26 protein-coding genes are annotated in these 24,899 nt (G+C 30.8%); 14 read left to right on the top strand and 12 right to left on the bottom strand.

Annotated features, from left to right (window positions below; genetic code table 11):
* Nucleotides 1–5 precede the first annotated feature (5 nt).
* From trpS to der, 3 genes are read right to left on the bottom strand one after another with little or no spacing between them, the layout of a single operon-like run.
* Nucleotides 6–965, bottom strand: coding sequence for a tryptophan--tRNA ligase (trpS, locus tag KAR88_RS06440; RefSeq protein WP_002799627.1), 960 nt, complete (start codon nt 963–965; stop codon nt 6–8).
* On the bottom strand, nt 962–1,456 hold the full coding sequence (locus KAR88_RS06435; protein ID WP_002778323.1) for a shikimate kinase: 495 nt from the start codon (nt 1,454–1,456) through the stop codon (nt 962–964). Before KAR88_RS06435 ends, trpS begins: the two co-directional genes overlap by 4 nt.
* On the bottom strand, nt 1,446–2,828 hold the full coding sequence (der, locus tag KAR88_RS06430; protein ID WP_002778322.1) for a ribosome biogenesis GTPase Der: 1,383 nt from the start codon (nt 2,826–2,828) through the stop codon (nt 1,446–1,448). The genes KAR88_RS06435 and der overlap by 11 nt, the downstream gene beginning before the upstream one ends.
* A 115-nt stretch (nt 2,829–2,943) precedes the next feature.
* Here der and KAR88_RS06425 point away from each other — a divergent pair, with 115 nt between their 5' ends.
* The 8 genes from KAR88_RS06425 to KAR88_RS06390 all read left to right on the top strand — a co-directional run bounded on the left by KAR88_RS06425 (nt 2,944) and on the right by KAR88_RS06390 (nt 8,664).
* Nucleotides 2,944–3,876 (top strand): DMT family transporter, encoded by a 933-nt coding sequence (locus tag KAR88_RS06425; protein ID WP_002778321.1) that lies wholly within the window; start codon nt 2,944–2,946, stop codon nt 3,874–3,876.
* Nucleotides 3,873–4,685: a 3-deoxy-8-phosphooctulonate synthase gene (gene kdsA, locus KAR88_RS06420; RefSeq protein WP_002778320.1), complete on the top strand. Its 813-nt coding sequence runs from the start codon at nt 3,873–3,875 to the stop codon at nt 4,683–4,685. The genes KAR88_RS06425 and kdsA overlap by 4 nt, the downstream gene beginning before the upstream one ends.
* A gap of 1 nt (nt 4,686) precedes the next feature.
* Nucleotides 4,687–5,151, top strand: a complete 465-nt coding sequence (ribE, locus tag KAR88_RS06415; RefSeq protein ID WP_002778318.1) for a 6,7-dimethyl-8-ribityllumazine synthase — start codon at nt 4,687–4,689, stop codon at nt 5,149–5,151.
* A complete protein-coding gene (nusB, locus tag KAR88_RS06410; protein WP_002778316.1) occupies nt 5,151–5,549 on the top strand; it encodes a transcription antitermination factor NusB in 399 nt (132 codons plus the stop codon). The genes ribE and nusB overlap by 1 nt, the downstream gene beginning before the upstream one ends.
* The gene (gene pyrF / locus KAR88_RS06405; protein WP_002837717.1) at nt 5,546–6,385 is read left to right on the top strand and encodes an orotidine-5'-phosphate decarboxylase; all 840 of its coding nucleotides are present in this window, start codon (nt 5,546–5,548) and stop codon (nt 6,383–6,385) included. The genes nusB and pyrF overlap by 4 nt, the downstream gene beginning before the upstream one ends.
* Entirely contained in the window at nt 6,382–7,161 is a 780-nt protein-coding gene (locus KAR88_RS06400) for a hypothetical protein (RefSeq protein ID WP_002783147.1), read from the top strand. Before pyrF ends, KAR88_RS06400 begins: the two co-directional genes overlap by 4 nt.
* Nucleotides 7,162–7,222: 61 nt before the next feature.
* Complete coding sequence (msrP, locus tag KAR88_RS06395) at nt 7,223–8,116, top strand: protein-methionine-sulfoxide reductase catalytic subunit MsrP (protein ID WP_002780703.1); 894 nt, start codon at nt 7,223–7,225, stop codon at nt 8,114–8,116.
* Complete coding sequence (locus KAR88_RS06390) at nt 8,116–8,664, top strand: ferric reductase-like transmembrane domain-containing protein (RefSeq protein WP_002778309.1); 549 nt, start codon at nt 8,116–8,118, stop codon at nt 8,662–8,664. Before msrP ends, KAR88_RS06390 begins: the two co-directional genes overlap by 1 nt.
* Here KAR88_RS06390 and KAR88_RS06385 read toward each other — a convergent pair.
* The 8 genes from KAR88_RS06385 to rpsU all read right to left on the bottom strand — a co-directional run bounded on the left by KAR88_RS06385 (nt 8,661) and on the right by rpsU (nt 15,219).
* Entirely contained in the window at nt 8,661–10,373 is a 1,713-nt protein-coding gene (locus KAR88_RS06385; RefSeq protein ID WP_002780701.1) for an ATP-binding protein, read from the bottom strand. The genes KAR88_RS06390 and KAR88_RS06385 overlap by 4 nt on opposite strands.
* Nucleotide 10,374: 1 nt before the next feature.
* A complete protein-coding gene (locus tag KAR88_RS06380; protein WP_060785344.1) occupies nt 10,375–11,196 on the bottom strand; it encodes a hypothetical protein in 822 nt (273 codons plus the stop codon).
* Nucleotides 11,193–11,675, bottom strand: a complete 483-nt coding sequence (locus KAR88_RS06375) for a hypothetical protein (protein ID WP_002780699.1) — start codon at nt 11,673–11,675, stop codon at nt 11,193–11,195. Before KAR88_RS06375 ends, KAR88_RS06380 begins: the two co-directional genes overlap by 4 nt.
* A 10-nt stretch (nt 11,676–11,685) precedes the next feature.
* A complete protein-coding gene (locus tag KAR88_RS06370; protein WP_002826820.1) occupies nt 11,686–12,177 on the bottom strand; it encodes a YajQ family cyclic di-GMP-binding protein in 492 nt (163 codons plus the stop codon).
* Entirely contained in the window at nt 12,167–13,102 is a 936-nt protein-coding gene (locus KAR88_RS06365; protein WP_060785345.1) for a D-2-hydroxyacid dehydrogenase, read from the bottom strand. Before KAR88_RS06365 ends, KAR88_RS06370 begins: the two co-directional genes overlap by 11 nt.
* A gap of 3 nt (nt 13,103–13,105) precedes the next feature.
* On the bottom strand, nt 13,106–14,275 hold the full coding sequence (locus tag KAR88_RS06360; protein WP_134162882.1) for a glutathionylspermidine synthase family protein: 1,170 nt from the start codon (nt 14,273–14,275) through the stop codon (nt 13,106–13,108).
* Nucleotides 14,276–14,284: 9 nt separating this feature from the next.
* A complete protein-coding gene (locus tag KAR88_RS06355) occupies nt 14,285–14,890 on the bottom strand; it encodes a UPF0323 family lipoprotein (protein ID WP_052791371.1) in 606 nt (201 codons plus the stop codon).
* 116 nt (nt 14,891–15,006) lie between these two features.
* Nucleotides 15,007–15,219 (bottom strand): 30S ribosomal protein S21, encoded by a 213-nt coding sequence (gene rpsU, locus KAR88_RS06350; protein WP_002780697.1) that lies wholly within the window; start codon nt 15,217–15,219, stop codon nt 15,007–15,009.
* Nucleotides 15,220–15,377: 158 nt separating this feature from the next.
* Between rpsU and ccoG the strand changes: the two genes are divergently transcribed.
* From ccoG to cmeC, 5 genes are all read left to right on the top strand, one after another.
* Nucleotides 15,378–16,754: a cytochrome c oxidase accessory protein CcoG gene (ccoG, locus tag KAR88_RS06345; RefSeq protein WP_182579341.1), complete on the top strand. Its 1,377-nt coding sequence runs from the start codon at nt 15,378–15,380 to the stop codon at nt 16,752–16,754.
* Nucleotides 16,741–17,373 carry a multidrug efflux system transcriptional regulator CmeR gene (cmeR, locus tag KAR88_RS06340; protein WP_002886252.1) on the top strand — a complete coding sequence of 211 codons (633 nt, stop codon included), beginning with the start codon at nt 16,741–16,743 and terminating at the stop codon, nt 17,371–17,373. The genes ccoG and cmeR overlap by 14 nt, the downstream gene beginning before the upstream one ends.
* A 93-nt stretch (nt 17,374–17,466) precedes the next feature.
* A complete protein-coding gene (locus tag KAR88_RS06335; protein WP_192801873.1) occupies nt 17,467–18,570 on the top strand; it encodes an efflux RND transporter periplasmic adaptor subunit in 1,104 nt (367 codons plus the stop codon).
* Entirely contained in the window at nt 18,570–21,692 is a 3,123-nt protein-coding gene (cmeB, locus tag KAR88_RS06330) for a multidrug efflux RND transporter permease subunit CmeB (RefSeq protein ID WP_151014658.1), read from the top strand. Before KAR88_RS06335 ends, cmeB begins: the two co-directional genes overlap by 1 nt.
* Entirely contained in the window at nt 21,685–23,163 is a 1,479-nt protein-coding gene (cmeC, locus tag KAR88_RS06325; protein ID WP_002778278.1) for a multidrug efflux transporter outer membrane subunit CmeC, read from the top strand. The genes cmeB and cmeC overlap by 8 nt, the downstream gene beginning before the upstream one ends.
* Nucleotides 23,164–23,191: 28 nt before the next feature.
* Here cmeC and cmeU read toward each other — a convergent pair whose 3' ends face one another.
* Nucleotides 23,192–23,443: a CmeU family protein gene (gene cmeU, locus KAR88_RS06320; RefSeq protein ID WP_002778275.1), complete on the bottom strand. Its 252-nt coding sequence runs from the start codon at nt 23,441–23,443 to the stop codon at nt 23,192–23,194.
* A gap of 124 nt (nt 23,444–23,567) precedes the next feature.
* Between cmeU and KAR88_RS06315 the strand changes: the two genes are divergently transcribed.
* Nucleotides 23,568–24,878 (top strand): coproporphyrinogen III oxidase family protein, encoded by a 1,311-nt coding sequence (locus KAR88_RS06315; protein ID WP_002778274.1) that lies wholly within the window; start codon nt 23,568–23,570, stop codon nt 24,876–24,878.
* The last annotated feature ends 21 nt before the right edge of the window (nt 24,879–24,899 follow it).

Raw genomic sequence — 24,899 nt, 5'->3', positions numbered from 1 at the left:
ACTCCTTAAAGTCCTATTTTTTCATAAATTTTTTGCATTTTTTCTTGAGCAATTTTCCTAGCCTTGCTTGCACCCAATTCTAAAATTTCTTTTAAATGCGAAGGCTTTTCTAAAAGCTCATTATATTTTTCTCTTGCTTCTTTAAAATAAGCATTTACAAGCTCGTTTAAATACATTTTAAAATGTCCATAACCCTCACCACCTTTTTCATAGCGTATTTGCAATTCTTTTTGCCCTGATTCATCTAAAAAAAGCTTTGCGATTTTAAAAACATTGCAGCTTTTAAAATCTTTTGGATCTTCTAAAGCGGTACTATCGGTTACTATGGAAGAAATTTGTTTTTTTAAGGTTTTTTCACTGCTAAAAATATCTATAGTATTTTGATAAGATTTACTCATTTTTGCTCCATCGGTACCCACAACTACAGCTACTTCTTCATTTATCTTGGCTTCGGGCAAGGTAAAAATTTCACCCCATTCATTATTTACTTTTAAGGCAATATCGCGAGCTATTTCAACATGCTGAATTTGATCCTTACCTACTGGCACAAGTTGAGTATCGAAAAGCAAAATATCTGCTGCCATTAAAACAGGGTAAGAAAAAAGTCCGTGTGAAGCACTAAGCCCCTTAGCAACTTTATCCTTGTAACTATGCGCACGCTCTAATAAACCCATAGGAGTAAATTGCGATAAAATCCAATAAAGCTCCATAACTTCCTTAACATCACTTTGCAACCAAAAAACGCTTTTTTGAGGATCTATACCAAGGCTTAAAAAAGCCGCAGCAGCTTTGAGTGAATTTTGCTCTAATTTCTTTCCATCTTGACTTGAAGTCATAGCATGATAATTTGCTATAAACATAAACATTTCACTTTTTTCTTGAGCCTCCACCATTTGCCTTATAGCACCAAAATAATTACCTATGTGCAAATCTCCACTTGGCTGAAGTCCTGTTAATACTCTCATTTTATCACCTTTTTTATTTCTATCACAAGCTCATCAATGCTTTTATTTTCAACATCTAAAATCAAATTCGCTTTTTGCTCGTATTTATTTAGACGCTCATTATATAATCTTTTTGCTTGAACTTCATCATAAAATAAAGGTCTTTTAGCAATTTCATTCTCGCTTAAACGCTTTTTTAGATATTCAAAACTTGCTTTTAAATAAATACAAAAACCTATTTTATCAAAATCCAAAACATGTATAAAACCTCCGCCACTAGCTATAGAAGCTCCATTACAAGAGCAAAGAAAATTTGCTACTTTTTGCTCTTCTTGTCTAAAAAAAGCCTCGCCCTTTTCTTTAAAAATTTCACTGATTTTTTGATCAAATTTCATCTCAATCAAACCATCACTATCTAAAAAAACAAGATCTAAATCCTTAGCCAAAGCTCTAGCTATAGTACTTTTTCCACTACCCATAAAACCAATAAAAATAATATTTTTAACTTTCATCATTTTCCTTGCTTCCTTTTTTGCGCGAAGCAATGACTAAAGGAACACCTTCAAAGTTAAATTCTTTTCTGATTTGATTTTGTAAATAACGCTTATAACTAAAATGCAAAGCCTTAGGTCTATTCATAATAAGTGCGATTTTAGGAGGTGCTAAATCATACTGCACTGCATAATAAATTTTTACCAATTTTCCATAATCATGCGGTAAAGGATGAGCCTTAGTCGCACTTGCGATTAAATCATTAAGTTTTGAGGTTGGAATTTTTTGTGTAAAATTAGTAAAGACTTCTAAAATTTTTTCTAATAAAACATGTACTCTTTTTCCACTCAAAGCAGAAACACTGACAACGGGTGCATAAGCTAAAAATTTAAAGCGATCAAGTTTTAATTCCTTTACCACTTTATCAAATTCAAATTCAGTTTTATCCCATTTATTTAATACAATAATCACGCCCAAATAATGCTTTGCTGCAAGTCCAGCTATCCTTTCATCAAGCTCGTTAAAACCTTCATTGGCATCTAAAACCAAAAGTGCGATTTGAGAATTAGATAAAATCTTTTCTGTGCGGTTTAATGCAAAACGCTCAAGCCCTTGAATTTTACCTCGCTTTCTAATACCTGCAGTATCAACAAATTCTATCACTTTATCCTTATAAACTATGCTTTCATTAACAGGATCAATTGTCGTTCCCGCAATAGAACTCACCACACTGCGCTCTTGTTTTACCAAAGCATTTAAAAGGCTTGACTTTCCGACATTAACACGCCCTACTATACCCACTCTGATATAATTTTGATCGAGTTCTTTAAACTGAAATTCTTTTCCCTCTTCATAATGTTCTAAAAAATCTTCTAAATTTTCTTCCTCATCAGGGATTAAAAATTGTTCATCTAAAAAGTTCTCAAGCCAATTATAAAGCTCATCTAGCCCTATATTATGAGTAACAGAAAGATTAAAAACCTCTTTTACACCAAAATTAGCAAATTCCCACGATCTTTCTTCATCTTTTTTATTATCCACTTTGTTGATTACTAGAGCAATAGGCTTTCCTAATTTTTTTAAAGAATGAAAAAATTGCCTATCTTCATCATCGGGACTTAGTTTTCCATCAACCAAATAAAGGATAATATCACTTTGTTTTGCAATTTTTAGAGTGTTTTTTTTAACATTTTTAAAAAGCTCATTGCTTTCATCAAGACCACCACTATCAATCAATAGGGCTTTTTTAGAATTTATAAAAACTTCTGTTTTATTGGTATCTCTTGTAGTACCTGAAATTTCACTTGTAATAGCTATTCTTTGCCTTGCCATTCTGTTAAATAAACTTGATTTTCCAACATTTGGCTTACCTATAAGTATGATGCTTTGCATTTGTTTACCTAATAAAAATTTTTAATGTATATTTTTTTAAAAAATTATATAAAATTTGCCTTAATATTAAGCAAAAAAAGACTAGAATTAACCATAATTTAATCAAGGAAAAAAGATGCTAAAAGTCATCAAACATAATTTAGGAATTTATTTTATGATTTTAGCGTGCTTAGATTTTGCACTTATGGGAGCTTGTGCGAAAATTCTTAGCAAAGAAATGAGTTCGATTGAAATTATGTTTTTTAGAAATATCATCGGCGTATTGTTTATAGTTTATCTACTAAAACGCTCAAAAGTTCACAAAGAAGGAGGACATTTTTGGCTTTTAGTCTTTCGCGGGGTAACAGGAACACTTTCGCTTTATATGTTTTTTTACAATGTTTCAAATATTACCCTAGGGGGTGCTTTTGCTTTTCAAAAAACTGCTCCAATTTTCATCACTTTAATAGCTTTTATTATTTTTAAAGAAAATATCGGAGCCAAGGGATGGCTGGGGATTTTAATCGCATTTAGCGGGGTGCTTTTAATTGCGCAACCTTGGGCGGATAGTTCAACTCATTCGGGTTTTGATTTAAAAAATTCTATCATAGGTGTTATGAGTGGATTTTTAGCAGCCTTGGCTCTTACAAGTGTAAGAGAGCTTAGAAAATTTTACACTACAGAACAAATTGCATTTTCTTTTATCCTTTTGGGGGCTTTAATGCCTTTAATCTCTATGATAGGTGCTGAATTTTTTGAGCCAAAACATCTTGATTCTTTGCATTTGGATTTTATTTTAGCACCTTTTGTCATGCCTAGCCTTACAGCTTGGCTTATCATTGCTGTCATGGGAGCCTTGGGCACTATTTATCAAATTCATGTAACCAAAGCTTATGGCATAGCCAAACAAGCAGGTGTTGTAGCAGGTGTAAGCTATCTTGATGTAGTCTTTAGTATGGTAGTGGGTATAATTTTGGGTGATGATTTACCAAGTGCTATGGTTTTTTTAGGTATAATAGGCATTATTTTTGGTGGAATAATTTTGGTTAAAAACAAAGGAAAAAAATGAAAAAAATGATACTCATTGCCGGTCCTTGCGTCATTGAAAATAAGGATTTGGTTTTTAAAGTAGCACAGAATTTACAAGAATTTAATGAAAATGAAAATATAGAATTTTATTTTAAATCAAGCTTTGACAAAGCAAATCGTACAAGTATTAATTCTTTTAGAGGCCCTGGTCTTGAAGAAGGATTGAAAGTTTTACAAAGTGTAAAAAATGAATTCGGTATGAAAATCTTAACTGACATACACGAAAGCACGCAAGCAGCACCCGTAAGCGAGGTGGTTGATGTTTTACAAATTCCTGCTTTTTTATGCAGACAAACTGATCTGCTAGTCGCAGCAGCCAAAACAAAGGCGAAAGTAAATATTAAAAAAGGGCAATTTCTTAACCCAAGCGATATTAAATACAGTGTCAAAAAAGTACTTCAAACACGCGGTATAGAAGAAGAAGGCTATGAAGTAGCTGATAAAAATGGTATTTTTGTAGCTGAAAGAGGAGCTAGCTTTGGCTATGGAAATTTAGTCGTGGATATGAGATCTTTGGTTATCATGCGTGAATTTGCTCCTGTTATATTTGACGCTACTCATAGTGTGCAAATGCCAGGGGCTGCAGGGGGAAGTAGTGGAGGAAAAAGCGAATTTGTAGAGCCTTTAGCAAGAGCAGCAGCAGCTGTAGGAGTAGATGGCTTTTTCTTTGAAACACATACTAATCCTTGCGAAGCTTTATGCGATGGGCCTAATATGCTTGATCTTAATCGTCTTAAAGCTTGTGTAAAAACACTTTTAGAAATTCAAAATATCATTGAAGGAAAATAATATGACTATCATTGAAGGAAAATTAAATTTAGACTCAAATACCAAAATTGCTATCATCAATGCAAGATTTAATCACATCATCACCGATCGCCTTGTAGAAGGTGCAAGAGATGCTTTTTTAAGACATGGTGGCAAAGAAGAAAATCTTAGCCTTATACTTGTTCCAGGCGCTTTTGAGCTTCCTTTTGCTTTAAAAAAAGCTATAGAAAGTAAAAAATTTGATGCGATTTGTTGTGTGGGTGCGGTCATTCGTGGCTCAACTCCGCATTTTGATTATGTTTCGGCAGAAACCACTAAGGGCATTGCCAATGTAAGTTTAAACCACAATATCCCTGTAAGCTTTGGAGTTTTAACAACTGATACTATAGAACAAGCCATAGAAAGAGCGGGAAGCAAAGCAGGAAATAAAGGCTTTGAAGCAATGACAACTGTTATTGAAATGCTAAATTTAAGCAAGGAATTTTAATGGCAACGCGTCACCAAGTAAGACAAAGTGTGATTTCTTTGCTTTATGCCCTAGAAATGAATGAAAAAAATGAAAATTTTATTGATGAATTTCTCAATGAAAAAAAAATCCGCAACGAGCAAAAAAATTTCACACTGAGTTTATACGAAGGAATTATAAAAAATCTTGATGATATAGATAAGAATTTAAACCCCTACCTTAACGAAAATGAAATTGAAAAATTAGGACATATCGAAAGAGCCATACTGCGACTTGGTGCCTATGAATTGCTTTTTACAGACACGCCTAATGCCATAGTGATTAATGAAGCTATAGAACTTGCTAAAGAACTTGCTAATGATAATTCTCCAAAATTTATCAATGGGGTTTTAGATACTCTTGTTAAGGCAAAACAATGAAACTCTGCGTAGCTCTTGATCTTGCCACCAAAGAAGAGTGCTTAAGGCTTGCTAAAGAATTAAAAGGTTTAGATCTTTGGCTAAAAGTGGGTTTAAGAGCCTATTTAAGAGATGGCTTTAAATTCATAGAAGAACTTAAAAAAATCGATGAATATAAAATTTTTCTCGATCTTAAAATTCATGATATTCCTAATACCATGGCAGATGCTTGCGAGGAAATTTCAAAACTTGGCGTTGATATGATTAATATCCATGCAAGTGCTGGAAAAGTCGCTATGCAAGAAGTGATGTCTAGACTCAATCGCTTCAATAAAAGACCCTTGGTGTTAGCAGTTTCAGCACTTACTAGCTTTGATGAAGAAAATTTTTACAGCATTTATAAGCAAAACATCGATGAAGCTGTGATTCATTTTTCAAAAATGTCTTATCAAAATGGACTTGATGGTATGGTATGTTCGGTTTTTGAAAGTAAAAAAATTAAAGAACATACAAATTCAAATTTCTTAACCCTCACTCCTGGAATTCGTCCTTTTGGGGAAGCAAGTGATGATCAAAAACGCGTTGCTAATCTTACAATGGCTAGAGAAAATTTAAGTAATTATATCGTTGTGGGAAGACCTATATATAAAAATGAAAATCCTAGAGCTGTATGTGAAAAAATTTTAGACAAAATACACAGAAAAAATATAAGCGAAAATGATATAGAGCAAAATTATGAAGCAATGCAGCAAAAAGAATGGGATATGTGCAATCATTTTGAAGAATGGATCAAAACTCAGCCTGATAAAGAACAAGCTTTGAAAGAATTTTATACTAAGTGCGGGATAAAATATTGAATTATCAGCAATTAGAATGTGATTATTTTAATCTTTATAATCAATTTATTAGCGTAGATTTTCAAATTTCATTATTTGAAAAAAATCATAAAAGCTTGATTAAAGATTTTATATTTTTTTATCATCAAATTTTAAAACAAAAAGACTTAAATTTTTTACTCGGAGTGAGAAACAAAATTGCTCTTAAAGTTCATAATTATATGCAAGAATACTCCACTTCTCCAAAAGATTTGAGTCTTATTTGCTTAAGAGAACACAAACATATTGAATTTTTTCAGAGATTTTATAAAGCCTTGGCTTATTTTGTAGCCTTTAGAAAAAAACTTGATGAAGAGCAAAAAATTAAAAATTTGATTTCAAATATCCACGAATACTTTGGCTGTCATTTTATCAATTCTGACTTTAACAATTTACAAAATTTTCAAAAAAATGATTTCTTTACACTGCCTGAAAAATGTCTTCAATATTTTCATCTTGCTATGATTCATCTTTGTTTTATGGTTTTAAATCCTTTAAATTTTAAGGATTCTAATCGACACCTTGATAAAGCAATTAACTATCTTATCGATGGAACTTTTGAAATTTATGAGCTCATCTTTAAAGAATATTTTCTATTATTTCCAAAGGATGAAGAGCTTAAAGATGAACTTAAAAAAATAAAAAATTTAGAATTTAAAATTCTAATGCAAGAAGTTTCAAGAGTTAAACTACTCAATCATTATAAAGAATTTTGTGAAGAAATATTTTACAATATAGAGCTTGAAAAAATCATATAAAATTAATCCTATATTAACATTGTTATAGTTTAATAATAAAAATTTTTAATAAGGAAAAATTATGATTGTAACGCCTGAGAAACTTTATAAACAAAGAAGAGATTTTTTTAAACTTGGAGCAGGAGCTTTAATCGGCTCTTCTTTAATTGTTTCCAAACTTTCTGCTTTAAATTTTATAAATGATACAAATGCAAATAAACTTGAAATTAGCAATGAAGAACTTGCAACAAACTATATCAATTTTTATGAATTTTCAACGGATAAAAGAAAGGCAGTATCTTTAGCGCAAAATTTTAATACTCAAAATTGGAAAATCGATATAAGCGGGGAAATAGAAAAGCCTTTCACTCTTAGCATGGAGGATATTTTAAAATTTCCTTTAGAAGAAAGAATTTATCGTTTTCGCTGTGTTGAAACTTGGTCTATGGTAGTGCCTTGGGTGGGTTTTGAACTACGCCGTTTAATCGATATGGCAAAACCAACTAGCGAGGCAAAATTCATTAAATTTACCACTCTTTTGGATAAAAACCAATTCCCCGATCAAGATGCTTTGTTTCCAACTGTTGAGTATCCTTATGTGGAAGGCTTACGTATGGATGAGGCTATGCATCCACTCACTCTACTTGCAGTGGGTATGTATAAAAAGGCTTTAAAACCACAAAATGGAGCACCAATCCGCCTTGTTATACCTTGGAAATATGGATTTAAAAGTATTAAATCCATAGTTAAAATCGAATTTGTAAAAGAGCAGCCTATTGGCACTTGGGAAAAATATGCTCCAAATGAATATGGCTTTTATGCCAATGTCAACCCTAATGTATCCCATCCTAGATGGTCGCAAGCTAACGAAAGGGCTTTAGGAGACTTTTTTACCAAACCTACTTTAATGTTTAATGGCTATGAAAAAGAAGTAGCAAGTCTTTATGCGGGCATGGATTTAAAGGCAAATTATTAATGCGCACTAAATACTTTAAATTTCTTGCCTATTTTGCTTTTTTAGCAAGCTTGATTTATGGCTTTTATCATATATTAAAAGCCTTTGATTTTGTCAAAGAGGCTTATATTTATACAGGAGTTTTTGCTTTATTTTTTTTAAATTTAAGCCTTTTGTTTTCTTTATGCAAATTTAAAAAAACCAAAAGCTATCCTAAGCTACTAGGAATATTTGCTGCATTTTGGGCATTTTTACATTTTTTAAATTATTTTATCTTTGATAGAAATGCAAATTTTTTAAGACTTTTTGATGATATTTCTCATCGTTTATTGGAAGCGAGTGGTTTTTTTGCTTTTATCATCATCTTTTTTATGTTTTTAAGCTCTTTTAGATTTTTTAAAAGAATTGAAAAGATAAGAAAGTTAGGTTATGTATGCTTGGTTTTAGCAAGTTATCATTATTTTTTAAGCCCTAAAGTTCCTATGTTTTGGGAATGGAGTGCTTTGATGCTTAGCCTTGTTTATTTTATGATACGCTATTTAAAATTTTTCAAATTTAAAAAAGCTTAAAAACCGACAATTTTGCTTTTATCAAAACTAGAATTTAATTCTTTTTGTATACTCTCTATAAAATCTTGCATTTTAAATACTCCATCTTCAGTCACAGCTACCTTCAAAGCAGTATTTTTAACAACCATTAAAATTTGCGCTCCACTTAATTCGTAATTTGCTAAAAGATTAACATCAAATGCTTTTTCAAAGGATGCTTTTCTAGGTAAAAATTTCTCCCACATTTTAAGCCTATCTTTAAAATCAGGCTTTTTAAATTCGATCTTATAATCAAATCTTCTCGAAAAAGCACTGTCTAAACTTTCTAAAAAGTTAGTTGTAGCAATGATAACACCATTAAAACGCTCAATTTGCTCTAAAAAAATATTTTGCATTTGATTATGCATCTTATCACTTCCGCTACTGCTTTCAACCCTTGTGCTTAAAAACTGATCAGCTTCATTTAAAAGCAATATAGGACTTTGTTTGCAAGTTTGAACTATGTTTTTGTAAGTATCAAAAATTTTCCTTACATTTTGTTCGCTCTCACCCACCCATTTACTTAAAATTTTAGAACAATCAAAGCTAAGCACTGTTTTTTTCATCGATTTTGCCATAGCTAGGGCTGACATCGTTTTCCCCGTTCCAGCAGGTCCATAAAAAATAATCTTTGCTTCTATATTTTTATTGCTCTTTATCCCCCAAGAATTTAGCCTTTCAAGTACTTTTTTATCTTGTTGTTTTAAGATATTTTCCAAAAGCTCTTTAGTATTTTGAGGCATGATAATATCATTTATATCTATACTTGGCTCTATAAGCTCAAAAATATCTTGCTCTTTTAAAACATTTTCGATTTTAATTTTTTTATTTTGTTTTGGCTCAAAATTTATAATTCTTTGTAAAATTTCATCTGTAATAAAAAAACTCTTAGAAATATCACCAAAGGCATTTAAGTATTCATCATATTCTATTAAATTAAGAAGAGGAGCATTTTCTTGCAATAAACTTTTATTTTTATGCTTTTCTAAATCATTTTCACTGACTAAAGAAAGTAAAGAATTCATCTCTCTAGATACTGAGTTTTCATTGCTTAGTGTATATTCTTCTTTAAGAAGAGCTAGAAAAATAATCTGCTCTTTATACTCAAGACTATACTCTTTAAAAATATCTGCTAAAATATTATAAAATTTACTTTTCTTAAGTCTTTCTTTAATATGTTTTTCATAAAGCTTGATTTGTGCTTTAAGTTCATCACTATATGTGCTTGAACGTATAAAACTCAATCTCTCATACAGTTCAACTCGCATAAATTCATCTTTTAAATATTCTAAATACTCTCCATAAGCTTCTTTTTTATCCAAATTTAAACGAGGCTTGGCTTCTAAAAATTCTAAAAAATACTCACTTAAACTCAACTCGCTTTGCAATAAACTAAGAATTAAATTTTGGCTTTTATTGCTTTCTATATTTTTAAAAAAGCCAGAATTTTGATTTATAAAACCTCTTTCAATAAGCCTTTTTAAATCCTCTAAAGTATCTAAATACGAATATTTTTCACTACCAAAAATTCCTGTCAATAAAGTAAAAGCATTGATAGAAGATATGGAAATGACATAATTTTTACAAAGTTCTCTCAAAATCAAAGCTTCATTCTTTGAACACTTTAATTCTTTATAAATTTGACTTTCTTCTATATTTTTAAGACTTAAAAATTCCTTTAGCCTGACCATTTTATTTTCTAAATTCCTTTATCTCATTCTCGTTAAAATCAACACAAATATTTTCATTCAAATAATGATTTTCATAAGGAAGATAGCACAATCTTAAACCCAAATTTGTAATTAAAAAGTTATTATTAAAAAAAACTTGCTCCATATCATCAAAACATTCATCGCAAACAAGATTCAGTTTTTGATGCAAGAGTTCTTTAAATTTCAAATTATCCACATCATAAAGCTCATTTAAACTTAAAAAAACTTTTTTATCCATATCGAAAACAAAATTATTAAGCTCTAAAATTGCGCGATTATCCTCTTCATAAAAATAATACCATTCTTCAAAACTAAGCTTTCCATCTTTTAGTACGATAGGCTTTTGGCGAATTTGTTCAAAACTAACAATGTCGTTATGCATAGGACGAAATTGTCTGATCTCATCTTGATGGGCTAAAAAATCAAGACTGCGTTTAATTCTTATATTGTTTTGCTCTTTGATAAGTTCAAGAGTTGTTGTTCCTAGTTTATTTCCTTGAATTTTTTTATTATCAAATACCAGTTCTTTAGAAGAAGAAATTTTATATTTTTTTTCTCCATCCTCCCATGAATTTGCTGTTTGAAACAAAGCTATCTCGATATTTGTATCAAGATCGCTCAGTATTAAAAAACTAGAACTAGTTTGATTAACATCCCTATCAAAAATGGGTATAAAAGGAGCATTATCATAAACTATAACAAAAACCTGCTTATCTTTTAAGTCATAAAAATAAATTTCACCCTTATAAATTTGCGCACAAACCAAACTCACAAAAAAGCATAACAACAGCCCTATTTTCAAATTTTATCCTTAAAATTCATTAAAACAATTTTTATACGCGAAATTCTATCAACAAAACTGATTTTATTATCACAAACTTCATAGAAAATTTCATAATTTGCGCTGTTTAAATTCTGATTGAATCCGCATTGAGTTTTTTGCATATTCTTACCATTCCACAAAGGCTTTGCTTCCAAAATATCTTTTAATATATCTTCATAATAGGCATTTTTAAAAAATTTTTGATTAAATACCATTTTGCTATAGCACACCGAATTTAAACAAATATCCTCTCTGATTTTAAGTTTAAAAAAAGCTTGTCCAAGTTTATAAACTTCTAAATTTAAAGCCTTATTTTCTTTTTTTAAAAAGCCAAAATCGTTGATTTTAATAGTTGGTGTGCTAAATACAACCTTCATTTTTTGGCTAGAATAATCTTGATTTTTTAAAGCACAAGCACTAAAAAACAAAATTAAAAAAAAGATAAAAATTTTTCTCAACACTCTTAACCTATTTTAAATTTTTAAAACTAAGATTTAATTCTAAATTAAGCTCTTTAACCATTTTCATCACAGCTTGCAAATCATCAATTTGCTTTGCAACCACACGAATTTCATCTCCTCGTATAGAAGAGCTTACTTTTAGCTTACTATCTTTAATAGCCTTATTGATTTTCTTAGCATTTTCACTATCAATGCTATCATTAGCTTTTAAATTCAAACGAAACATCGCTCCACTTTCGCGTGAAAGCTCTTTAATAGCATTAGAATTAATGCCCCTTTTGATAAGTTTTGAAATCACAATATCTTTTAGAACATCAAGCTTTGCCTCACTTGAAGAATGAAGTTTAAAAACACCATCTTTCTCGCTAAATTCAATTTCACACTTAATACCTTTTAAATCATAGCGAGAATCAAGCTCTTTTTTTGCTTGCTCAAAAGCATTTTTAAGCTCTTGTTTATCCAAAGCCGCTGAAATATCAAAACTATGTTCACTTGCCATTTTCTATCCATTCTTTTAAATTATCATAAACCATAGACATCAATTTTTCCACCGCTTCTTTGCTTGCCCAAGCCACATGTGGAGTAATGATGAGATTTTCTTTATTTTTGATATTTAAGAGAGGATGATTTTTTATCATAGGTTCACTCTCTAAAACATCAAGTCCTACGCGTATATTTTTTTCATCCATTATTTTTGCCAAATCATTCTCATTAATGATTCCGCCCCTGCCTACATTGACCAAAATCGCATTATCTTTTAAAAGTTTTAACTTCTCATAAGTAAGCAAATTTTTCGTTTTTTCATTTAAAGGAGCGTGAATGCTAACAATATCGCAAGTTCTTAAAAGCTCTTCCAAATTTAAGCATTCAAATTCGGCATTTTGATTGAGTCCGCTTGTTGAATAATAACAAATTTTAGCCCCAAAAGCACTAGAAATTTTAGCCACTTCTTTACCTATACTGCCCAGTCCTATAATACCGTGCTTTTTTCCTTCCATTGAATTTAAAATTCTACCAAAATCTGTAAAGATAGGGCTATCGCACCATTTGCCCTCTTTGCTCCATTTATTATAGTAAGGAATATGATTTAAAAAAGCAAAAATAAATGCAAAAGTATGCTGAACTACGCTCATAGTAGAATATCCAGCAGCATTTTTAACGATAATGCCCTTTTCTTTAGCATATTCAACATCGATATTATTTACACCCGTAGCTGTTTCTAAAATAAGCTTTAAATTAGGGCAAGCATCCATAACTTCTTTATCAATAACAACTTTATTTGTCATAACCACATCCGTATCTTTTAAACGCTCTATGGTTTCTTTTCTATCTGTTAAAGCATAACTTTGAAATTCTCCAAAATTCTTAAAAATACTTAAATCATAATCCCCTAAAGTTGCCGCATCTAAACAAACAATTTTCATTTTTCAATCCTTTATAATATGTCCTACAAATTTAGAATAATTATCAAGCACAAGTCCTCCTTTTCTAAATCCTAAACCACACCCTTCATAAGCAAAGAAAACACCTGCTTGATAATATTCGTTTTCACATGAATTAAACTCTACATATTCTTGATAAATTGCTTTATTATTCCCATAAGGACCTACATTTTCATGTAAAGTTTTTCCATCTTTAATTATACTGATATTTGCGCCTTCTCTACCAAAAACAGGTTTTTTAACATAGTTTTTACCCTCTAAAGGAGTATCTTTTGTTTCTAAAAGTAATGGATGATTTGGATAAAGCTCCCATAAAATTTTTAAAATTCCCTTAGATTGAAATAAAAGCGTATAAGCAGGATTTAAAATAATCGCTCTTTGATTACGCATGATCTGAGTTAAAAGCATGGCAAGTTCACCCTCTTCTATAGCTATATCTTCCCAAGGAATAAGCTTAAACCAATACTCATAATTTTCACCCTCTTTAAAAATTCCTTCTTCGCTAAATTCTACCTCATCTACAAAGGAAAAATTAGTTTGAAAACCTGCTTCATTTGCAATATGTGCAAGCAATTTTGTAGTGATTTCCTCTTCTTTACTTCCTGCAACACTTGAAAAAAGAATTTTCCATCCTTGATAATGCTCTTCAAACCCTTCAACACTTTCATCAAGAGTAATAAGTCTTTTAAAATTATCCATCAAACTTTCATAAATACTGTTAAATTGTGCACTTTCATCCATTCCATTTTGTTTTAAAAGCGCCCATTGTAAAATCGCACTTTCAAAAAGAGCAGTAGGGGTATCAGCATTAAATTCTATAAGTTTTATAGGCTTGCCATCAAGCCCACCCGCTAAATCAAAACGCCCATATAAATGCCAATGCACTTCATTTTCCCAACTCATCTTAATCGCATCAATAAGATTAAAAGGAATTCCAAGTTCATCAAAACGATCATTATCAATCACTTCTTGCGCTGCAGCAATAAACATATCATAAAGCTCATTGACTGCCTCATAATAAGCATTGGCTTCATTTTCACTTACACATACTAATTTATCACTTATATAATCACTTCCATCTTCATCTGTATGCCAAGAAAAACCTATATTCTCTAAATAATCTTTTTGAAGTTTATCCACTTGTAGTAATTGCATTATTTATCCTTAAGAGCCAAAAGAGGAACTAGAACTTGCAGCTTTAGAGCCTCCACTAAAAAAACCTGATTTTTTAGCACTTGAAGCAGAGCTTGTTGTGCCTGCTTTATTAAAACTATTAACACTCCTTTGATAAGCACTTTGATTTGAAAAAGCACCGCGTTGTTGGTTAGCAAAATTTTGATTATTGAAAAGTTTTGAACCTATCCAACTTCCTAAAATAGCACCTGCAGCACTTGCGAGTAAAGTTTCTCCTAAACTCAATCCCCCACTGCTAATTTGTCCATTGTCTTTAGTTAAATTTGAAGTTCCATTATCAATTTTAGCTGCTTCTTCCTTAATTAAAGCATCCATTTCTTCTTTAGATAAAATTCTTTCTGTGCCATTAAGATCTTTTAAAACTACCCTTGTTTCATCACTTGGATATTGATCTTTGATTTTATATTGCCCTGGAGCTATTTCTTCGATAATTACAAAAGCTCCTTGAGCATTAGCTGCTTGATTTAAAGTATCTGCATTGTCATTATTACTTCCACAACCTGCTAAAGCACCCCCAGCAACAGCTGCTAAACCACCTATCATACCAATTTGAATGATTTTTTTGATTTTTTTCATAAGTTTATCCTAAAAACAGAAAATTTAAATTAGAAATTTTAACAAAAAATAATAAATACTTTTTAATACCGAATGAAGATTTGTAGGTATAAAAAAAGCCCTTTCGGGCTTTTGGGTTAGAGTCTTGACTCGTAGCGTCTAAGCATATAAAGTCTTTTAAGCATTTTTTTGCGTGCTGAAATTTTTTGTTTTTTGCGAATTTCAGTCATAGGCTCGAAAAATCTTCTTGCTCTTACTTCAGTTACAACTAGATTTCTATCTACTTGTTTTTTGAATTTACGATACGCTTCATCAAAAGACTCATTAGGATGTACCTTGATTCCTGGCACAGTCCTCACCACCTTTCTGTGTAAATTTTTGTTGTGAAATATAATTATAAAACACTTCTTATTAATTCTAACTTAGAAAGCATTTAAAAATTGTTTTAGTTTTTATCGGTTATAATCCTTAATTATAAAGTGCTAAAAATTATAATTAAGGTCTAAAAATGCAAGGACACATTACAAACTATACAAAAAAACGATATTTTGTATATTTAATTGCAAGTATTATCATATTTGCCCTACCTTTCATAAAAATTAATGAAAACCATTTTTTTCTTTTAAGTTTTGATCACTCTAAATTAAACCTATTTTTTATTTCTTTCTCAACACAAGAATTTTATCTCATGCCTTTTGTTCTTATATTTCTTTTTTTATTTATTTTTTTTATTACAACTTTAGGTGGAAGAATTTGGTGTGCTTGGAGTTGTCCACAAACGATTTTTAGAGTTATATATAGGGATATTATACAAACTAAATTTCTTAAAATTCGCAAAAATATTAATAATAAACAAAAAGAATATGAGGGACAATATTTTAAAAAATTTCTTGGAGTAATAATTTTTTATTTTATATCTTTAGTTGCTATTAGTAATTTACTTTGGTACTTTATTCCTCCTGAAGATTTTTTCAATTATATTCAAAACCCTGGCGAGCATCTACTTTTACTTGGAATTTTATTTTGTGCTAGCTTACTTTTTACTTTAGATATTACCTATTTACAAGAAAAGTTTTGTGTTTATGTCTGTCCTTATGCAAGAATACAATCTGTAATGTTTGATCATGATACAATGCAAGTGATTTACGATGAAAAACGCGGGGGCTTGATCTATGATGGACATACCAAACTTCATAAAAAACCACCTGAGGGAGAATGCATAGGTTGCGAAGCCTGTGTTAGCATCTGTCCAACTCATATTGACATACGCAAAGGAATGCAACTTGAATGTATCAATTGTCTTGAATGCGCCGATGCTTGCTCTAAGGTGCAAAGCAAATTTAATCGTCCAAGTTTGATCAATTGGACAAGTGCAAAAGCTATTGAAACGCGTTCTAAAGTTCATTATTTAAGATTTAGAACGATAGCATATTTTATAGTTCTTTTAATTGCTTTACTGGCTTTAATCATCATGGGAAGCAAAAAAGAAAGCATGCTTTTAAATATCAATCGTAGTAGTGAATTATATAATATTTCAAATGTTAAAGGTGAATTAGTCATTTCAAATGCTTATACCTTTTTGTTTCAAAATACAGATTCTAAACCTCATGAATATTATTTTACAGCAAATTTAGAAGGAATAAATGATGGAATTGAGATCATAAGACCAAACAAACCTTTTAAATTAAAAGCAGGAGAACAAGTCAAAAAAATAGTTGTTATCAGGGCTACAAAAAATTTAGCAAATAATGATAAAAAAGATGTAATCTTTCCTTTACATATAAAAGCTTACGCAAAGGATAATGAAAAAATTTCGGTTTTTAGAAAAAGTATATTTGTATACCCTAAAAGCACTCTTATAAAGGATAAAAATGAACTCAAATAGAACACCATCACAAAAAGTTTTAGCCAGACAAGAAAAAATCAAAGCAGTGGCCTTAGAGCTTTTTTTAACAAAAGGATACCAAGAAACAAGTTTGAGTGATATTATTAAATTATCCGGAGGATCTTATTCTAATATTTATGATGGTTTTAAAAGTAAAGAAGGGCTATTCTTTGAAATTTTAGATGACATATGTAAAAAACACTTTCATCTTATTTATTCCAAAACACAAGAAATTGAAAATGGCACTTTAAAAGAAATTTTAACTTCTTTTGGTTTAGCTTTTATAGAAATTTTCAATCAACCAGAAGCTGTAGCTTTTGGTAAAATTATCTATTCTCAAGTTTATGACAAAGATAGACATCTTGCCAATTGGATAGAAAACAATCAACAAAATTTTTCCTATAACATACTTATGGATTTTTTCAAGCAACAAAATAATTCTTATATGAAAAAAAATGCAGAAAAACTTGCTGTTCTTTTTTGTACTATGTTAAAAGAACCTTATCATCATCTTAATGTTTTAATTAATGCTCCTTTGAAAAATAAAAAAGAACAAAAAGAACATGTTGAATTTGTTGTAAATGTTTTTCTAAATGGAATCAATAGCTCCAAAGCTTAAAAATAATTTTATTAACCAAAATTAAGATATAATTAGCCAAAAATTTTTGTGATAAAAATTACAATTTTTAATTTAATTTTTCAAGGCAAAACCATGAAATTATTTCAAAAAAATACTATTTTAGCTTTAGGTGTTGTGCTTTTACTCACTGCTTGCAGCAAAGAAGAAGCACCTCAAAAACAAACACTCCCTCAATCCGTTAGTACAATGAGTGCTAAAGCTGAAAATTTACCGCTTAACTTTACTTATCCTGCAAAACTTGTTAGTGATTATGATGTTATCATCAAACCTCAAGTAAGCGGTGTTATCGTGGAGAAACTTTTCAAAGCGGGTGATTTAATTAAAAAAGGACAAACACTTTTCATTATCGAACAAGATAAATTTAAAGCAAGTGTAAATTCAGCTTATGGAAAAGCTTTAATGGCTAGAGCAAATTTTGACAATGCCAGCAAAGATTATAACCGTTCAAAAACTCTTTATAATAAAGGAGCAATCTCTCAAAAAGAATATGATAGCGCCTTAGCAAATTTTAACAACACAAAAGCAAATCTCACCAGTGCTAGAGCAGACTTAGAAAATGCACGCATTGATTTAGCTTATACTGAAATTAAAGCTCCTTTTGATGGTATTGTAGGAGATGCTTTGATTAATATAGGAGATTATGTTAGCTCCTCTTCAACTGAACTCGTAAGAATTACAAACCTCAATCCAATCTATGCTGATTTTTACATTTCAGATACGGATAAACTCAATATCGTTCGCAATACTCAAGATGGAAAATGGGATTTAAGCAATATCTATGCAAATTTAAATCTTAATGGAGAAACCGTTCAAGGCAAACTTTATTTTATTGATTCTGTTATAGATGCTAATAGTGGAACAGTAAAAGCCAAAGCTATATTTGACAACAACAACTCAACACTTTTACCAGGTGCTTTTGCAACAATTACTTCAGAAGGTTTTATACAAAAAAATGGCTTTAAAGTGCCTCAAATAGCTGTTAAACAAAATCAAAATGATGTTTATGTTCTTCTTGTTAAAAATGGAAAAGTAGAAAAATCTTCTGTACATATAAGCTACCAAAACAATGAATATGCCATTATTGACAAAGGATTACAAAATGGCGATAAAATCATTTTAGATAACTTTAAAAAAATTCAAGTTGGTAGCGAAGTTAAAGAAATTGGAGCACAATAATGTTTTCTAAATTTTTTATCGAAAGACCTGTTTTTGCTTCCGTTGTAGCCATTATCATCTCTTTGGCTGGAGCTATAGGTCTTACAAATTTACCTATAGAACAATATCCTTCTTTAACCCCTCCTACAGTTAAAGTAAGTGCAACTTACACAGGAGCTGATGCACAAACCATTGCTTCAACAGTTGCAAGTCCTATCGAAGATGCAATCAATGGCGCAGATAATATGATTTACATGGATTCAACTTCAAGTTCTTCAGGAACTATGAGTTTGACTGTTTATTTTGATATCGGTACAGATCCTGATCAAGCCACCATAGATGTTAATAATAGAATTTCAGCCGCAACTGCAAAAATGCCAGATGCAGTTAAAAAACTTGGAGTAACAGTTAGAAAAACTTCCTCAGCAACACTTGCTGCAATTTCTATGTATTCAAGTGATGGCTCAATGAGTGCAGTAGATGTATATAACTATATCACTTTAAATGTTTTAGATGAGTTAAAAAGGGTTCCAGGAGTTGGAGATGCAAACGCTATAGGAAATCGTAATTATTCTTTAAGAATTTGGCTCAAGCCTGATTTATTAAATAAATTTGGAATCACAGCTACTGATGTAATTTCTGCGGTTAATGACCAAAATGCCCAATACGCAACTGGTAAAATTGGCGAAGAACCTGTAACCCAAAAATCCCCTTATGTTTATTCAATCACTATGCAAGGAAGACTACAAAATCCTAGTGAATTTGAAAACATTATTTTAAGAACAAATAATGATGGATCATTTTTAAGACTTAAAGATGTAGCTGATGTGGAAATAGGATCACAACAATACAGCTCACAAGGACGATTAAATGGCAATGATGCAGTTCCAATTATGATCAATCTTCAATCAGGAGCAAATGCACTCAATACAGCAAAACTTGTAGAAGCTAAAATGCAAGAACTATCAAAGAGCTTTCCTGAGGGTTTAGAATATAAGATTCCTTATGATACGACTAAATTTGTTATCGAGTCTATTAAAGAAGTTATAAAAACCTTTGTTGAAGCGTTGATTTTGGTTATTATTGTTATGTATATGTTCTTAAAGAATTTCCGTGCAACGCTTATTCCTATGATAGCTGTACCTGTTTCATTGTTAGGAACTTTTGCTGGACTTTATGTTTTAGGCTTTAGTATTAACCTGCTTACACTTTTTGCCTTGATTTTAGCTATAGGGATCGTTGTAGATGATGCGATTATAGTTGTAGAAAATATTGATAGGATTTTACATGAAAATGAGCAAATAAGCGTAAAAGATGCTGCTATCCAAGCGATGCAAGAAGTTAGCTCTCCGGTTATTTCAATTGTTCTTGTGCTTTGTGCTGTTTTTGTACCAGTTTCTTTTATATCAGGTTTTGTTGGAGAGATTCAAAGACAATTTGCTCTTACCTTAGCTATATCTGTAACCATATCAGGTTTTGTAGCTCTTACTTTAACACCTTCTTTATGTGCACTCTTTTTAAGACGCAATGAAAGCAAGCCTTTTTATATCGTTCAAAAATTTAATGATTTCTTTGACTGGAGCACTTCTATATTTAGTGCAGGCGTTGCTTATATGCTTAAAAGAACCATTCGTTTTGTTTTAATTTTTTGTATTATGCTTGGAGCAATTTTTTATCTTAATAAAGCAGTACCAAATTCTTTAGTTCCTGAAGAAGATCAAGGTTTAATGATAGGTATTATCAACCTTCCTTCAGCTTCAGCACTCCATAGAACAATCTCAGAAGTTGATCACATAAATCAAGAAGTTTTAAAAACTAATGGAGTTAAAGATGCAATGGCTATGATAGGATTTGATCTTTTTACAAGTTCACTCAAAGAAAATGCCGCTGCAATGTTTATAGGCTTGAAAGATTGGAAAGATAGAAATGTGAGTGCTGATGAAATCGCCATGGAGCTTAATAAAAAATTTGCTTTTGATCGCAATGCTTCAAGTATATTTATAGGCTTACCTCCTATACCTGGATTAAGTATCACAGGCGGTTTTGAAATGTATGTTCAAAACAAAAGCGGAAAAAGCTACGATCAAATTCAAGAAGATGTAAATAAACTTGTAGCAGCAGCCAATCAAAGAGAGGAATTATATGGGGTTCGAACTACTCTTGATACGAGCTTTCCTCAATATAAACTCATCATTGATAGAGATAAACTAAAGCATTTTAATTTAAATATGCAAGATGTTTTCAGTACAATGAATGCAACCATTGGAACATATTATGTTAATGATTTTTCTATGCTAGGTAAAAATTTCCAAGTAAATATCCGCGCAAAAGGTGATTTTAGAAATACACAAGATACATTAAAAAATATTTTTGTAAGATCAAATGATGGAAAAATGATACCACTTGATTCTTTCTTAACTTTACAAAGAAGTTCAGGGCCTGATGATGTAAAACGATTCAACCTTTTCCCAGCAGCACAAGTTCAAGGTCAACCCGCACCAGGTTATACTTCAGGTCAAGCTATAGAAGCGATTGCTCAAGTAGCAAAAGAAACTTTAGGGGATGATTATTCGATAGCTTGGAGTGGATCAGCTTATCAAGAAGTTTCTAGTAAAGGAACAGCAAGTTATGCTTTTGCTTTAGGTATGATATTTGTCTTTTTAATTCTAGCTGCTCAATATGAAAGATGGCTTATACCTTTAGCTGTTGTTACAGCTGTACCTTTTGCCGTTTTTGGTTCGTTTTTACTTGTATACTTAAGAGGATTTACTAATGATATATATTTTCAAACAGGACTTTTGCTCTTGATTGGACTTTCAGCTAAAAATGCTATCTTAATCGTAGAATTTGCAATGGAAGAGCGCTTTAAAAAAGGTAAAGGAGTTTTTGAAGCAGCTGTTGCAGCAGCAAAACTTCGTTTTCGTCCTATCATAATGACTTCTTTAGCTTTTACTTTTGGGGTCTTGCCAATGATTTTCGCAACAGGAGCAGGAAGTGCTTCAAGACACTCTTTAGGAACAGGGCTTATTGGTGGAATGATCGCAGCATCAACTTTAGCGATATTCTTTGTGCCTTTATTTTTCTATCTTTTAGAAAATTTTAATGAATGGCTAGATAAGAAAAGGGGTAAAGTTCATGAATAAAATAATTTCAATAAGTGTTATAGCAAGCTTAAGCCTTTTTATTTCAGCTTGTTCTTTAAGTCCAAATTTAAATATCCCAGAAGCAAATTATAGTCTTGATAATAAACTGGGCGCCCTATCTTGGGAAAAAGAAAACAATCATACTCTTTCTAAAGAATGGTGGAAAGAATTTGATGATGAGAAATTAAATCACGTAGTTGATTTAGCTCTTCAGAACAATAATGATTTAAAACTTGCTTTTATTCATATGGAACAAGCTGCTGCCCAATTAGGCATAGATTTTAGTGATTTATTACCAAAATTAGATGGTAGCGCTAGTGCAAATCGTGCAAAAACACCTACAAATGCTCCAAACAACCGCACTGGGGGAGTAAGCTATGGCAATGATTTTAAAATGGGACTGGATTTAAGCTATGAAATTGATCTTTGGGGAAGATACCGCGATACTTATCGCGCTTCAAGATCAGGCTTTAAAGCCAGTCAGTATGATTATGAAGCTGCGAGACTTTCTATAGTTTCAAGCGTGGTTCAGACTTATTTTAATTTTGTAAATGCAAATGAAAATGAAAAAGCTTTAAAAGATGCTTATGAATCTGCACAAGAAATTTATCAAATTAATTATGAAAAATTTCAAGTAGGAGCAGTAGGAGAATACGAAATCGCGCAATCAAGAGCAAATTTAGAAAGTACTGCTTTACAATACAATGAAGCAAAATTAAATAAAGAAAACTATCTTAAAGCTTTAAAAATTCTAACTTCAAATGATTTAAACGATATTCTTTATCAAGATCAAGCTTATCAGGTTTTTAAACTCAAAGATTTTGATATACCGAGCGGAATTTCAAGCACTATACTCTTGCAGCGTCCTGATATTGGATCTTCTTTAGAAAAACTTACTCAACAAAATTATCTAGTAGGAGTAGCTCGCACAGCTTTCTTGCCTAATCTTTCTTTAACAGGCTTATTAGGATTTGAAAGCGGGGATTTAAATACACTTGTGGAAGCGGGCTCTAGGACTTGGAGTATAGGTGGGAATTTCGTAATGCCAATTTTCCACTGGGGAGAAATTTATCAAAATGTGAATTTAGCAAAACTCAACAAAGATGAAGCTTTTGTAAATTATCAAAATACCTTAGTTGCAGCTTTTGGAGAAATTCGCTATGCTTTAATTGCAAGAAAGACTATTCGCTTGCAATACAATAACGCACAAGCAAGCGAATTATCCTACAAAAGAATTTATGAAATAAGTAAAGAGCGTTATGATGTGGGCGAAATGTCTTTGCAAGACTATCTACAAGCGCGTCAAGACTGGTTAAATGCTACAGTTGCTTTTAATAATACCAAATATTCTTATGCTAATTCTATAGTCAATGTTATCAAAGCTTTTGGTGGCGGATTTGAACAAGGTGAAAATATCAGCAAAAATATAGAAGAAGAATCAAAAACTTTAGATATGTCCTTTAGAGAGTAAAACTTACTCTCTAAATTAGAGCTTATTTTTAAAAATCTCTATTTAAATCAGAATCACTAACCTCATATGCTTTATAAATAGCTGGTAATAATTTTCTCATCGCATAATCTAAATGATAAAATTGCTTATAAACTTCCTCTGCATTTAAGTCCTTAGCATTACTAAAGTCAAATACTTCAGTATTGCCAACTTTTGAAATATTCTTATCAAAATAAGAATAAAATTCCGCCCTTTGTTTAAACAATGCGTTTAAATTTTCTACTACTTTTGTTTTATCCATAAGCCATCCTTTCTAATTATTTTGAAAGTTATAGCATTTTTTTGCTAAAAATAAAAAAAATTTACACTTGATTTAATAAAAAATTGATAAAGTTATATTATATTTTCTACTTTAAGGTGGGTTAATGAATTTATTTCAAAATTTGGCTTTAAAATATTCTCATGCTATGATGGAAAAATCTCTACATAAAAGTTTCAATGTCGAACTTTTGAAAAATCCTCAAGAAAAACAAGCCAAAAAAGATAAAACTTATATGCTTTATGCTCACATACCCTTTTGCCATACCTTTTGTCCTTATTGTAGTTTTCATAAATACTATTATGATGAGGAATTGGCTAAAATTTATTTTGAAAATTTAAGAAAAGAGCTTATGCTTATAAAAGATAAAGGTTTTGATTTTAGCTCAATGTATGTAGGGGGCGGAACAACATTGATTAATGAAAATGAATTACTAAAAACTCTAGAACTTTGTAAAAAACTTTTCAATATCAAAGAAATTTCTTGCGAAAGCGATCCTAATCATATAATTCCTGAAAAACTCTCTATGTTTAAAGGTATAATCGATCGTTTAAGCTGTGGAATTCAAAGTTTTGATGATGAAATTTTAAAAAAAATAGCAAGATATAATAAATTTGGTTCTTCTAAACAATTACAAGAAAAAATTTCAAAAGCTTTGGGAATTTTGCCAATTTTTAGCCTTGATTTAATTTTTAATTTCCCCTCACAAACAGAAGAACAGCTTTTAAATGATTTAAAAATCGCTAAAAATTTAGCTCCTCAACAAATCACAACCTATCCTTTAATGAAATCCAATCTAACCAAAGACAATATAGCCAAAAGTCTTGGTGTTGAAACTAAAGATAATGAATTTAAATACTATCAAATGATACGAAATTTTTTCAAGGATTATCAGCAAAATAATGGCTGGAGTTTTTCTTTAGAAAAAAATCAACTCAATGATGAATATGTAAGCTCTCACCATGAATATTTAGGCGTTGGAAGTGGAGCTTTTAGCTTTTTAGATGGGGAGTTGCTTATCAATGCTTTTGATTTAAATGATTATGCAAAGATGATACAAGAAAAACAAAATGCCAATATAGCAAAAGCGAGTTTTACACGAAAAGAGATTATCAAATACATATTTTTAACTGAAATGTTTGCAGGGAAAATACAAATTGATAAATTCAATCAAACCCTTAATTGTGATCTTGAAAAAGAACTCTTCAAAGAACTTTTAGGACTTAAAATAAGCAATGCTATCAAAAAAGAAAATGGCGCCTTAATCACAAGTGAATTTGGACAGTATCTCTTTGTGGTCTTAATGAAGGATTTTTACACAGGAATGGATCTTGTGCGCGCGGTATTTAGAGATAGTAAGCGCTTAAAAAATAAAGATTTTATCAATATAATGAAAGAAAATATAAGTTCTATTTAATTTCTTTTTTTTGAAATTAAA

Source organism: Campylobacter sp. JH23 (assembly GCF_017846595.1).
GTDB lineage: Bacteria > Campylobacterota > Campylobacteria > Campylobacterales > Campylobacteraceae > Campylobacter_D > Campylobacter_D coli.
The sequence above is the reverse complement of the archived record's forward strand: the minus strand, read 5'-3'. Positions and strand labels throughout refer to the sequence as shown.

Bases quoted from the DNA above. Each gene is read 5' to 3' on its own strand.
- KAR88_RS06355 (WP_052791371.1), bottom strand. From the start codon at position 14,890: ATGAAAAAAATCAAAAAAATCATTCAAATTGGTATGATAGGTGGTTTA.
- ccoG (WP_182579341.1), top strand. From the start codon at position 15,378: ATGCAAGGACACATTACAAACTATACAAAAAAACGATATTTTGTATAT.
- cmeB (WP_151014658.1), top strand. From the start codon at position 18,570: ATGTTTTCTAAATTTTTTATCGAAAGACCTGTTTTTGCTTCCGTTGTA.
- trpS (WP_002799627.1), bottom strand. From the start codon at position 965: ATGAGAGTATTAACAGGACTTCAGCCAAGTGGAGATTTGCACATAGGT.
- KAR88_RS06365 (WP_060785345.1), bottom strand. From the start codon at position 13,102: ATGAAAATTGTTTGTTTAGATGCGGCAACTTTAGGGGATTATGATTTA.
- pyrF (WP_002837717.1), top strand. From the start codon at position 5,546: ATGAAACTCTGCGTAGCTCTTGATCTTGCCACCAAAGAAGAGTGCTTA.
- cmeU (WP_002778275.1), bottom strand. From the start codon at position 23,443: ATGGATAAAACAAAAGTAGTAGAAAATTTAAACGCATTGTTTAAACAA.
- ribE (WP_002778318.1), top strand. From the start codon at position 4,687: ATGACTATCATTGAAGGAAAATTAAATTTAGACTCAAATACCAAAATT.
- der (WP_002778322.1), bottom strand. From the start codon at position 2,828: ATGCAAAGCATCATACTTATAGGTAAGCCAAATGTTGGAAAATCAAGT.
- kdsA (WP_002778320.1), top strand. From the start codon at position 3,873: ATGAAAAAAATGATACTCATTGCCGGTCCTTGCGTCATTGAAAATAAG.
- KAR88_RS06435 (WP_002778323.1), bottom strand. From the start codon at position 1,456: ATGAAAGTTAAAAATATTATTTTTATTGGTTTTATGGGTAGTGGAAAA.
- KAR88_RS06390 (WP_002778309.1), top strand. From the start codon at position 8,116: ATGCGCACTAAATACTTTAAATTTCTTGCCTATTTTGCTTTTTTAGCA.
- KAR88_RS06315 (WP_002778274.1), top strand. From the start codon at position 23,568: ATGAATTTATTTCAAAATTTGGCTTTAAAATATTCTCATGCTATGATG.
- KAR88_RS06385 (WP_002780701.1), bottom strand. From the start codon at position 10,373: ATGGTCAGGCTAAAGGAATTTTTAAGTCTTAAAAATATAGAAGAAAGT.
- KAR88_RS06425 (WP_002778321.1), top strand. From the start codon at position 2,944: ATGCTAAAAGTCATCAAACATAATTTAGGAATTTATTTTATGATTTTA.
- msrP (WP_002780703.1), top strand. From the start codon at position 7,223: ATGATTGTAACGCCTGAGAAACTTTATAAACAAAGAAGAGATTTTTTT.
- KAR88_RS06360 (WP_134162882.1), bottom strand. From the start codon at position 14,275: ATGCAATTACTACAAGTGGATAAACTTCAAAAAGATTATTTAGAGAAT.
- KAR88_RS06335 (WP_192801873.1), top strand. From the start codon at position 17,467: ATGAAATTATTTCAAAAAAATACTATTTTAGCTTTAGGTGTTGTGCTT.
- cmeC (WP_002778278.1), top strand. From the start codon at position 21,685: ATGAATAAAATAATTTCAATAAGTGTTATAGCAAGCTTAAGCCTTTTT.
- KAR88_RS06370 (WP_002826820.1), bottom strand. From the start codon at position 12,177: ATGGCAAGTGAACATAGTTTTGATATTTCAGCGGCTTTGGATAAACAA.
- cmeR (WP_002886252.1), top strand. From the start codon at position 16,741: ATGAACTCAAATAGAACACCATCACAAAAAGTTTTAGCCAGACAAGAA.
- nusB (WP_002778316.1), top strand. From the start codon at position 5,151: ATGGCAACGCGTCACCAAGTAAGACAAAGTGTGATTTCTTTGCTTTAT.